Below are 11,397 nucleotides of genomic sequence, written 5' to 3' on the forward strand. Positions count from 1 at the left end.
GATGATCATGAATGACCTCGCCGCACCAGGGTTGATCCTGGACAGCGGGTTGCAGGCGCTACTGGACACTGTCGCGCAGGACCCGAGCGGCCCACTCGCCGTCGGCGTCGCCGGCCCGGCCGGTCACGGGAAGACCGCGTTCCTCACCGAGCTGGAGCGGGTTCACCAGCGCGCCGGGATCGCCGTCCGCACGGCCGCCCCGGAGCCGGATGAGCCGGTCGACCCCGACACGGTGGTGCTGGTCGACGACGCGCACCTGCTCGACGACGCACGGACCGAAGCGCTGCTGCGTCTGGTCGCAGGCCGGCGACACCGGCTGGTGGTCGCCCACCGCCCGTGGCCCCGTTCGGCGGCGTTCAGTGAGCTGGTCGACGCTCTGCGACGCGACGGGCAGGCCGTGCTGCTCACACCGTTCACCCGGGAGCAGACCGCCGCCCATCTCGCCACCACGCCGGAGCTGGGCCGCCCGGCCGACCTGGTCGACTTCGTCCACACGCAGACTGCCGGCGTACCCCGGGACGTGGCACGGCTGGCCCGCGGCCTGGCCGGCGCGGAGACCCGGACCGGCATGGTGGACCCACCCCGCTCCGTCATCCTCGAATTCGGGCCGGACCTGGACGTCCAGCCCGCCGGGGTACGGCGACTGCTGCTCGCTGTCGCGGCCGGCGGGGCGCTGCCGGTGAGCATGCTCGGCGCGCTGCTGGGCCGGGACCCGGCCGGAGTGGACGAACTGATCGCCACGACCAGGGCGGCCGGGCTGCTGGGCGCGGACGGCCGGCTCGCACCGATCGTCCGGCGGGCCGTCGCGACACTCAGCCCCACCACCGAGCGGACAGCGGTCTGGCGAGGGCTCACCGAGTTGCAACTCGCCCGGGGCGGCGCGGTGCTGCCGCTGGTCCGTTCCCTGCTCGCGCTCGGCGCGCTCGGCGACTGCCCGGCCGCGACCCTGGCCGCCGCGGCGGACGAGGCGCTGGCCGACGAGCCGGCGTTCGCCGCCGAGCTGTTCGCGGCGGCCACGGCGGTCGGCCGGCCGCCCAACGCACGGCAGGCGCTCGCCGCCGCGCTCGCCGGTGACCTCGACGACGCGCTTCGGCTGGCGGACCGACTCCTGGCCACGGCCGCTCCCCCGGATCGCTCCGAGGCGGCCGTGGTCGCCGCCACCGCCCTTGCCCACCGTGGTCACATCGGTCGCAGCGTCGAGCTGTTCCGGTGGTCGGGCACCGCCTCGGCGGCGGCGTTCGCCATCGTCGGCGGGTTGGCCATCGGTGACCCCGCCGCCAGCACCGAGTCACCGGCGGGCGACCCGGCGGGCGAACCCCCGACCCTGCACGCCAGCGCCGCCCGACTGATGGCCAACGGTGTACGGGAGAGCGTGACCGGCCCGCCGACTGCCGCGCTCTCCGCGCTCGTGCAGGCCGCCGCGCTGCTGGAGCCGGACGGCCGGGCGGCGCTGCTGCCGGACAGCCCGGCGGCACTCGCCGCGTTGACGGCGGTGCACTGCGGTGAGCTGGAAATCGCCGAGCGGGTGCTGCACCGCGCCCTGGGCGCCGGTGTCGGCGGCCCGCTGATGGCCCGCCGCCACCGGCTGTTGCAGGCCTGGATCCTGATGGTCCGTGGCGAGATCCACGCCGCCGGCGAGCGGCTCGCCACTGTGACGCTCGACGGGCGGCCACTGGAGTCCCGCGACCAGCTCTTCGCCGCCGCGATCCGGATGGGCATCGGCCGGCGCAACAGTGACCTCGGGGCGCTCAAGCGTGGTTGGGAGCAGGCGCAGGAGGCCGTGGTGCGGCATCCCGTCGACCTGTTCACCCTGCTGCCGTTGGGTGAGCTGGCCATCGCGGGCGCACGGCTGGGTGACCTGGCCCGGCTGGAGCCGTACCTGCACCAGGGGCGTGAGCTCCTCGACCGCCTCGACAACCCACCATTGTGGAGTCTTCCGCTGCACTGGAGCGGGCTGCACGCCGCCATCCTGACCGGCGAGCCGACGATCGCCGACGGACACGTCACGGCGTTGCTGGCCGCCGCTGGCCACAGCCGGTACGCGGCAGTGGTCGCCGCCGCCGCGGAGAGCTGGGTGGAGGTGCTCCGGGGTGTCGTCGACCCGATCCGGGTGGAGGCCGCCGCCCGGGGGCTGCACGACACCGGGTTGTGCTGGGACGGCGCCCGCCTCGCCGGGCAGGCCGCCATCCGCACCGCGGACCGACGGGCGATGACCACCCTGCTGGAATGCGCCCGCGCGTTGCAGGGGCGGCCCTCCAGCGGGCAGAGCGGGCAGACACCGACGACAGGTGCGAGCACGGCGCGGGTCGCCGGCCCCACCCAACACGGCCTGAGCGACCGCGAGTACGAGGTCGCCGAGCTGGTGCTCGCCGGATTGACCTACCGGGAGATCGGCGATCGGCTCTTCATCTCCGCCAAGACCGTCGAACACCACGTGGCACGGATGCGTAACCGGCTCAACTGCGCCAACCGCACCGAACTGCTGGCGCTGCTGCGCACCCTCGTCGCCGACCGGGCCAGCGACACGGCCGGGCAACCATGGCCGCAGCGGGCGACCCGATGACCCGTGACGACGTCCGGCTGATCCGGACCAGGCTGGCCGTGCTGGCCGCCGTGCTGGTCACGCTCTGGTCGTACGCGGCCTACGTGTCCAGCCAGGACGCCGTCGACCTGCTGCGCGTCCGGACGCTGGCGGACACGCTGGGCCAGCCCATCGACCGCCTGATCCTGAGCCTTCAGACGGAACGCCGGATCACCGCCGAGACGATCGCCGGGGCGGGGCAGCCGACGCCCGCGCTGGTCGGGGCCCGCGAAGGCACCGACCGGGCCGCCGCCGAGATCCGCGAGTTCACCAGGGGCCGCGACCTTCGGCTGCTCAGCGCCGGCACCGTCCGCGACCGGGCCGGCGAGCTGGTCCGCCGGCTCGACGGCCTGGGCACGACCCGGTCCCGGATCGACACCGGGCGGCTCGACCAGGGCGCGGCAGTCGACGGGTACGACGAGGTCATCGACATCGCCTTCGGTGTGTACGGCCCGGAGTGGGGCGCGTACGAGAGCGGGTTGGCCGCCGACACCCGCGCGGTGATCGCGCTGGCCCGCGCCCGGGAGTTGCTCGCCCGGGAGGACACAGCGGTCAGCGCGGGTCTGGCCACCGCACGGCTCAGCGCCGACGAGCAGCGCCGGCTGACCGCGCTGGTCAGCATCCAGCGGTACGCGCACACCGCGGCCGTGGCCGGGCTCCCGCCCGACGGCCGGGCCGAGCATCAGCGCCTCGCGGCCGGTCCCGAGTTCGCGGCGCTGCTCGCCCTGGAGGACCGGCTGCTGCTCCGGGGCGGCGCCGCCAACGCCCTGGCCGGTCTCACCGTCCAGGAGTGGCGGGCCGCGGCGGACGCCGCCCTCGGTGCGCTGCAGACAGTGGTGACGAACACCGCCCGCAGCAGCGTCGAGCGGGCCACCCCCGGTGCGGCCATGCTCATCGCGCGTACCGGGGCCGTCGTGGGGCTCGGCCTCATCGTCGTGCTCGTGCTCCTGCTGAGCTGGGCGGGCACCGTCCGACGCCTGACCGACGAACTGGCCAGGAGCGGCACCGACCTTCCGACTCCGTTGCCGGGCACGCCGGCCCCACTCCCGGCCCCGCCGACGCCGGAGGTTGACACCGAGCGGGGGCTGTTCCTCGGGCTGACCCGACGCAACCAGGTCCTGCTGCGCGACCAGCTCAGCCTGCTGGACGGGATGCAACGTCGGGAACGGTCCACCGAGGAGACCGGCGAGCTGTTCCAACTCGACCACCTCACCACCCGGGTCCGCCGCAACGTGGAGAAGCTGATCACCCTGGCCGGCGCGACACCCGCCCGCCGCTGGAGACGCCCGGTGCCACTGCTCGACGTGGCGCGCGGCGCGGTCGCCGAGGTGCCGGACTACCACCGGGTCCTGATCGCGCCGCACTGGCCATGGTCGCTCGCGGGCCCGGCCGTCACGGACGTCATCCACCTGCTGGCGGAGCTGATCGAGAACGCGCTGGCCTTCTCCGGGGCGGAGACCACCGTGCGGGTCAGCGGCGAACAGCGACCGCAGGGATGTGCCGTGATCGTCGTCGACGACGGGCCGGGCCTTGACGCCGCCGCGCTGGCCGAGGCGAACCACCTGCTCGGCAGTCCGCCGCCGGACGGCCCGCCCGCGGGCCGCGCCGGCTGGTACGCGGCCGCCGTACTGGCCGACCGATGCGGTGCCCACGTCTCGCTGCGCCCCAGCCGGCGCGGCGGGACGGCCGCTGTCGTGCTCCTACCCTCCCCGCTGATCACGGTCACCGGCACCGGCGGTATCCCGGCCAACGCACCACCCGACAGCCCGTACCCACCGGCCCACACCGGCGCCGACCTGACCGACCCCGTCGGCAACGGCGCGCTGCCGACGCGGGTCCGCCACTCCGGGCCGAACGGCCCGGAACACGTCCGGACCAGCCTCGACACGGTTGAGTTGCCGGTCGCCAGAACAGCGAGGAGACAACAATGACGTCTGCAGTGGTCACCGAGGGCGGCCTGACCGACGCCCTGAACGACCTGGTCGACCGGGTGCACGGTGCGGAGTTCGCAGTGGTGCTCTCACCGGACGGGCTGCCGCTCGGTGGCTCGCGGCGGGTGGGGGCGAAGCTGGCCGAGCAGATCTCCGGCGTGGTCGCCGGACTGATCGCGTTGGGACTGGCCGCCACCCGGACCTGTGAGGCGGGTGAGCTGCGTCAGGTCGTGGTGCAGATGTCGCGAGCGTTCCTGTTCATCGCCACCATCCCGAACGGGACCATCCTCACCGTGCGGATCGCCGGTGACGACGTCGAAGTCGGTGACATGGCGTACGAGGTGGCGCTCTTCGTGGGGCAGGCCGAGCAGCACCTGCCGATCACGCTGGGCCCGGCCTCCTCGGTGACGATCGGGGACACAGGTGCACTCCAGCGGCGCCACTGACGAGGCGTGGTACGACGACGACGCGGGCCCGATCGCCCGGCCCTACACGATGACCGGGGGGCGTACCGCGCCCGCACGCGGCCAGTTCGACCTGATCTCGCTGGTCGTCGCCCGGCGGGGGGTCGCCCCTCCCACGCCGCTCTTCCCCGAACAGGCGCGGATCGTCGAGCTGTGTCACCATCCAGTGTCGGTGGCCGAGGTGGGTGCCGAGTTGGATCTTCCGCTGGGGACGGTCCGGGTGCTGCTCGGTGACCTGCTCGCGGCCGGGCTGATCGAGACGCACGAACCGCCGATGCTGTCGGAGCTGCCGACCGAGGACCTGCTCGAGGCGATACTCGTCGGGCTTCGCGGGTTGTGACCGGGCAGCCGCCACCCGCGACCCGGACGGATCGTGGGCACGCACCCGGCGACGAACTGAAAGAGAGACTGGCAGTGCCGGCAACACCACCCCAACCACGCCGTACCGTGGCGATCATCCTGCTGGATCGGGTCGTGGCCCTCGTCACGGCCGCACGGCGGGTGCTCACCGGTCGGGAGGACGTCTCGCGGGCCACCTGGGTGGCTCTCGTCGCGGCGCTCGGGGTGCTGATCGCGACGGCCGTGTCCGTCGTCGGGGTGCTGCGTACGCCGGAGAAGCTGACGCCGGTGACCCTCGACCCGCCGCCGTCGAACGAGCAGGTGGGCGCGTCGCCGTCCGCCACCCCCCGCGCGCAGGCGCAGCCGGCGCTCACCAGCCCGGCGGTGGCCGCGCCCCCGTCCGCCTCGGCCTCGTCGGTCCCACCGGCAGTCGCGTCGTCGACCCGGCCCACGCCGACCGGCGCCACCGCCGAACCCACCCCGGCGGCTCTGGTCGCGGACTTCGCCATCACTGACAACGCCCTGCTCAGCTACGGCGCGACAGTGACGATCAGCAATCCGGGCCCGGTCCCGGCACCGGCGTGGACGCTGGTCGTCACCCTGCCCCGGGAGTCGCTGGGGGTCAGCGGGGTCGAGGGGGCACAGGCCAGCCGGGACGGTGCGGTGTGGACGTTCGTGCCGGACCCGAGCACTGGTCAGGTGCCCGGCAGCGCCTCGGTCCGGGTGACGTTCCGGGTCAATGGATCGTTGACCGGTGCCGCCCCGAAGGCGTGCACCATCGACGGGGCCGCCTGCTCGGGCCTGCCGAGCTGATCTTTGTTCTTCCCCGCGCTTCCACGGTAGGGGTTTCCCCACCCTCCAGATCATGGGTCACCGTGTGGTCCGGGAACGTCGCCTCGACCAGGCTTTCCCCATGCGAAACAGCGATGGGACCCCCGCTCGCGGGCTGGTCGTCGAAGTGCTCGACGTGACGAAGGCATATGCCGGCGGGGGCGGTGTCCGGGCGTTGGACGGGGTGTCGGTCGGGTTCGAGGCCGGTTCGTTCTGCGCGGTGATGGGTCCGTCGGGCTCGGGCAAGTCAACGCTCCTGCATTGCGCGGCGGGCCTGGATCGGCCGGACAGCGGCCGGGTGCTCCTCGTCGGACAGGACATCGGCGGGCTGCGTGAGCCCCGACTCACCGAGGCCCGGCGACAGCGGGTCGGATTCGTCTTCCAGTCGTACAACCTGATGGACTCGCTGTCGGTCTGGCACAACATCCTGCTCCCACAACGGCTGGCCGGGGTGCGCGCGGACCAGGGTTGGGCGCGGGAGGTGATCCGGCGCGTCGGGCTCACCGGGCGGGAAGACGACCGACCCGGCCGGCTGTCCGGCGGTCAGCGACAGCGGGTCGCACTCGCCCGTGCGCTCGCCGGCCGGCCGGAGGTCATCTTCGCCGACGAGCCGACCGGCGCGCTGGATCTGTCGACCGGCCGCGAGGTGCTCGGGTTGCTGCGTGAGGCCGTGGACCAGATGGGCACGACTGTCGTCATGGTGACGCACGATCCGGCCGCCGCGGCGTGGGCGGACCGCGCGGTGTTCCTGGCCGATGGACGAATCGTCGCGGAACTCGCCGACCCGACGGCCGAGAAGGTCGCTGCGCAGATGATGGCGGTGACCGTCCGATGATCCGGCTCGCTCTCGGCAGCCTGCGCCAGCACCGCGGCGCCTACGCCGGCACGTTCTTCGCCGCGCTGCTGGCCGTGGCCCTGTTCGTCGGCGGTGGCCTGCTGCTCGCCTCCGTGCTCACGGCGAAGCCGCCGGCCAACCGGTTCACGGCAGCGCCGATCGTCGTCTCGGGCGACCGCGGCGTCACCCTCGAGAAGGTCACCACCACGCAGAAGAAGGACAAGTCCAAGGTCAAGCGCAAGGTCAAGTCCGAGCGACTGACCGGGGCCGGCTCGCTGCCGGTCGACCTCGCCGGCCGACTCGGCGACCTTCCGGGTGTCGCGGCGGCGGTCGCGGACGTCGCCTTTCCGGTCCAGGCGAGCACGCCGGACGGACGGCCGCTGCGCGGGGCCGACGGGGCCCTGGTGATCGGCCATGGGTGGGCCTCCGCGGCACTGACGCCGTACCTGTTGCGCAGCGGTGCGGCACCCGGTCGGGGTGAGGTGGTCATCGACGCCGACCTGGCCAGACGGTCGGGCACCTCGGTGGGCGGGCATCTCATGGTCACCACCAAGACGGGCGTGCGCACGATGGCCGTGTCCGGTGTCGCGGCGCCGTCCGGTCGGGACGGGCTGCCCGCCCAGGGCGCGCTGTTCGTCGCCGACGGCGAGGTGGCGATGGTTTCCGGGCTGCCCGGTCCGACCGCGGTGGCCGTTCTCGCCGGACCGGGCACCGACCCGGTCGCGCTCCGCGACGCCGTCGGGCAGGTGGCGGGCGACCACGAAGTGCTCACCGGTGCCGACCGCGTCCGGGCCGACCTGCCCGGCGCGCTGCCGGACTACATCGGCCCGATCTCGATCTTCGGTTTCGTCATCGGCATCACGGCGTTCGCGGCCGTCTTCGTCCTCACCGGCACGGTGACGCTCGGCGTCCGCCAACGGCTGCGCGAGCTGGCTCTGCTGCGCACCGCTGGCGCGACCCCCGGTCAGCTGCGCCGCCTCCTGGGCGTGGAGAGTCTCCTGCTCGCCGGGGCCGCCGCGTTGCCCGGCGCGCCGCTGGGTGTGGTCTTCGCCCACGTGGTGGCCGCCCGATTCCGGGAGCTGGGCGCGGTGCCGGCCCAGTTCGTCGTACGGACCAACGTGATCGTGCTCGTCGCGGCCGTGGCGGCCGGGATGGTGGTGACCTTCGTCGGTGCCCGGGTCGCCGGCCGCCGCGCGGTGCGGATCGCCCCGACGCAGGCACTCGCCGAGACCGCCAACGCACCCACCGGTGGGCTGGTCGCCCGGATCGCCGTCGCGGTGGTGACCACCGCCGGGGCGATCGCCCTGCTCGTCTTCGTGCCGCTCGACGGGCCCCTCGGCATGGGCATGAGCTTCGTGTCGTCCGCCCTGCTGCTGTGCACGGTCGCGGCCCTCGGCCCGTCGCTGGTCCGGGCGCTGACGACACCGGTGTCCCGCGTGTTCGGCGTCGGCGGCCCGACCGGCTGGCTGGCCGGTCTGGTCACCAGGGCCGAGCGGCGAAGGGTCGCGGCGGTCGCCGTCCCGCTCGTGCTCATGTTCGCGCTCAACGCCACCATGCTGCTCAACAGTGCCCTTCTGGGTCAGCTGGCCGGGCAGGAGCAGGAGGACCGGACGGCGGCCGCGACGGCACAGGTGACGGCACCCGGTGGCCTTCCGCTCGACACCGTCGAACGGCTCGTCGCACTGGACGGGGTGACCGGTGCGGCGGCGACGCTGCCGACCCGAGCGATCGTGGAGCAGGGTGGCAAGCCCGAGGACTTCGCCAGCCAGGGTCTGCTGACCGCCGGCACCGAGTCGGCGCTCGACCTCGATCTGCGTGCCGGGACGCTACCGGGCACGGGCGCGTTCGCCGCCAGTGCGTACATGACCGACCAGTACGGCTGGCGGGTGGGCGACGACGTGCGGGTCTGGCTTGCCGACGGCCACCAGGTCGACCTCCGCCTGGCCGGGGTGTACGCCCGGGCCCGTGGCTTCGGCGACCTGGTTCTGCCGGCGGAGCTGGTGGCGGCACACGACCCGCGCGGGCTGGTCAACACGGTTGGACTGCGCTACTCCGGCGACGTGCCGGACCGGATCGCCGCGTCGTGGCCCGGACTGCGGCTGACTCCCGCGCTCGGTGCGGCGCCAGCCGGTGACTCGCAGAACCAGCAGGGCGCCTGGGAACTCATGGTGGTCATCTCCCTCGGCTTCACGGCGGTCGCCGTCGTCAACACCTTCGCCATCGCCACCGCGGCGCGCCGCCGCGAGTTCGCCGATCTGCGGCTGGCCGGTGCGACGACAGGGCAGCTGCACCGGCTCGTCGACCGCGAGGCGATGATCACGGTTGCTGTCGGGCTGGTGCTGGGCGCACTGGTCACCGCGATCGTGGTCGGCGCGTTCAGCTCGGCGCAGGACGGCACCTTGCGGGTTGTCGTCGACGCCGGCACGTACGTGGGGATGCTCGGCGGTGTGGCGGCGCTCGGGCTGGTCGCGGGCGTCGTACCGGCCCGGGCTCTGTTGCGCCGACGCGGCCTGCCGGCCCTGAGCGACGGGCGCTGACGGTGGTGCCGGCCGGAACGCCACTCGGGCTCGTCCTCGGGATCATCCGGGGCCGGGTCCGGCCGGCGGTCCGGGACGGTGCCGCCGGTAGGATCGCCGCGATGATCCGTACCACGGCTTCGGCGCTGGCATACCTGCTCAGCAGCCTCGTCGCGGGCGTCGTCGGTCTCGGCTGGAGCCTGGCGTCCACCATCGGGGTCGGCCTGCTGGCGATCACGCAGCTCGGCGGCCCGGCCTTCCTCGGCGCGACCTGGGTGACCCGACGCCTTGCGGACCTGGAGCGCCGCCGGGCGGGTTGGGTGCTCGGCGGCGCCATCGCGGCACCGTACCTGCCAATCGAGGGTGCCACCGTCCGGCAGCGGGTCCGTGCGGTCGCCGTGCAGCCCGCCACCTGGCGCGACCTGGCCTGGCTGATCACGGTCTTCCCGCTGGGCCTGGCGGGCGGGATCGCCGCCATCGTGGTCACCGTCGTCGATCTCGCCGCCGTCGTGGCGCCGCTGTGGGCGTGGGCGGTGCCGAACCCGCACGCGCCGTTCCCGATGCGTCCGCTCATGACGACGGTGCCGGGTCGGTTCGGCCTGACCCTGCTCGGCGTGCTGTTGTTACCGGTGACCGCGTGGTTGCTGCGGACCGCCGGGCGGGCCCAGGCCCGCGCCGCCCGAGGCTTGCTGGCGCCCGGCGCACACGGGCAGTTGGTCGAGGAGGCCGCGCGCCTCGCGCAGAGCCGCCGTCGGGTCGTCGACGCCCAGGCCGCGGAGCTACGTCGGATCGAGCGGGATCTGCACGACGGTGCCCAGGCCCGGATCGTGGCCGCCGGCATGACGCTGGCGTTGGCCTCCCGCAAGCTGCCGAGCGGCGCGACCGCCGCGTCCGATGTGGATCTTGCCCGCCGGCAACTCGATGACGCCCTCACCGAGCTACGCCGACTGGTGCGTGGCATCCACCCGCCGATCCTCACCGATCGGGGGCTGCACGCCGCTGTCGCCGCCCTGGCCGGCGACAGTCCTCTCGCCGTCGAGGTCCGGGGCGACCCGGAGGAGCGGTACCCACCAGCGGTCGAGTCGGCGGCCTACTTCGTCATCGCGGAGGGTCTCGCCAACGCGGGCAAGCACGCCGAGGCCCGGACCTGCGTCGTCACCCTCGTCCGAGGCGCCGGTACGGTCACCGTCACGCTCACCGACGACGGCCAGGGCGGCGCCGACCCGGCCGGGTCCGGGCTCGACGGCCTGCGCCGCCGTGTCGAGGCACTAGACGGCCGGCTCACCATCACCAGTCCACTCGGCGGTCCCACCGTCCTGTCCGCGAGGCTGCCCTACTGATGCGCATCGTGATCGCAGAGGACCTGCTACTGCTTCGAGACGGCCTGGTGCGGCTGCTGACACGGACCCGGACACGAAGGTGCTCATCGTCTCCCAGTACGTCGAACGGGCCTACGCCGTGGAACTGCTCGCCGACGGCCGGGGCGGTGTCGGTTACCTCCTCAAGGACCGGGTCACCGCACTCGACGACTTCCTCGACGCGGTGACGCGAGTGGCCAACGGGGGTACCGCCCTCGACCCCGAGGTGGTGCGCCAGCTGTTCACCCGCAACAGCCGTAACCACGGCATCGACGGGCTCACCGCACGGGAACGGGAGGTACTCGGCCTCATGGCTCAGGGCCTGTCCAACGCGGCCATCTGCGCGGCGCTCGTCCTGGCGCCGGTGTCGGTGGAGAAGCACATCACCAACATCTTCGCCAAGCTCGACCTGCCGCCTGCCGAGGACGCCAACCGACGTGTCCGCGCGGTCCTCGCCTACCTCAATCACTAGCGATGCCGGGACGCGTAGATCGAGCGCGTACACCCGGCGTTCCGGCGGCAGCCATGCTTGATTGATCATC

General features: G+C 73.6%; 8 protein-coding genes and 1 pseudogene. All 9 read left to right on the forward strand.

Features of this window, described 5'->3' with window-relative positions:
• Position 1 precedes the first annotated feature (1 nt).
• The 9 genes and pseudogenes from ABZU43_RS10080 to ABZU43_RS10120 all read left to right on the forward strand — a co-directional run bounded on the left by ABZU43_RS10080 (position 2) and on the right by ABZU43_RS10120 (position 11,327).
• The gene (locus tag ABZU43_RS10080; protein WP_355006156.1) at positions 2–2,563 is read left to right on the forward strand and encodes a LuxR C-terminal-related transcriptional regulator; all 2,562 of its coding nucleotides are present in this window, start codon (positions 2–4) and stop codon (positions 2,561–2,563) included.
• On the forward strand, positions 2,560–4,512 hold the full coding sequence (locus tag ABZU43_RS10085; RefSeq protein ID WP_355006157.1) for a nitrate- and nitrite sensing domain-containing protein: 1,953 nt from the start codon (positions 2,560–2,562) through the stop codon (positions 4,510–4,512). Before ABZU43_RS10080 ends, ABZU43_RS10085 begins: the two co-directional genes overlap by 4 nt.
• A complete protein-coding gene (locus tag ABZU43_RS10090) occupies positions 4,509–4,958 on the forward strand; it encodes a roadblock/LC7 domain-containing protein (RefSeq protein ID WP_355006158.1) in 450 nt (149 codons plus the stop codon). Before ABZU43_RS10085 ends, ABZU43_RS10090 begins: the two co-directional genes overlap by 4 nt.
• Positions 4,936–5,316 (forward strand): DUF742 domain-containing protein, encoded by a 381-nt coding sequence (locus tag ABZU43_RS10095; RefSeq protein ID WP_355006159.1) that lies wholly within the window; start codon positions 4,936–4,938, stop codon positions 5,314–5,316. Before ABZU43_RS10090 ends, ABZU43_RS10095 begins: the two co-directional genes overlap by 23 nt.
• A gap of 107 nt (positions 5,317–5,423) precedes the next feature.
• Positions 5,424–6,128 (forward strand): hypothetical protein, encoded by a 705-nt coding sequence (locus tag ABZU43_RS10100; RefSeq protein ID WP_355006160.1) that lies wholly within the window; start codon positions 5,424–5,426, stop codon positions 6,126–6,128.
• 100 nt (positions 6,129–6,228) lie between these two features.
• Positions 6,229–6,981 carry an ABC transporter ATP-binding protein gene (locus ABZU43_RS10105; RefSeq protein WP_355006161.1) on the forward strand — a complete coding sequence of 251 codons (753 nt, stop codon included), beginning with the start codon at positions 6,229–6,231 and terminating at the stop codon, positions 6,979–6,981.
• Positions 6,978–9,518 carry an ABC transporter permease gene (locus tag ABZU43_RS10110; protein WP_355006162.1) on the forward strand — a complete coding sequence of 847 codons (2,541 nt, stop codon included), beginning with the start codon at positions 6,978–6,980 and terminating at the stop codon, positions 9,516–9,518. Before ABZU43_RS10105 ends, ABZU43_RS10110 begins: the two co-directional genes overlap by 4 nt.
• A gap of 101 nt (positions 9,519–9,619) precedes the next feature.
• A complete protein-coding gene (locus ABZU43_RS10115; protein WP_355006163.1) occupies positions 9,620–10,837 on the forward strand; it encodes a sensor domain-containing protein in 1,218 nt (405 codons plus the stop codon).
• Positions 10,837–11,327, forward strand: a pseudogene (locus ABZU43_RS10120) (response regulator transcription factor). Before ABZU43_RS10115 ends, ABZU43_RS10120 begins: the two are co-directional and overlap by 1 nt.
• Positions 11,328–11,397 lie beyond the last annotated feature (70 nt).

Origin of the sequence: Micromonospora sp. NPDC005205 (assembly GCF_040608275.1) — a bacterium.
Taxonomy (GTDB): Bacteria; Actinomycetota; Actinomycetes; order Mycobacteriales; family Micromonosporaceae; genus Micromonospora.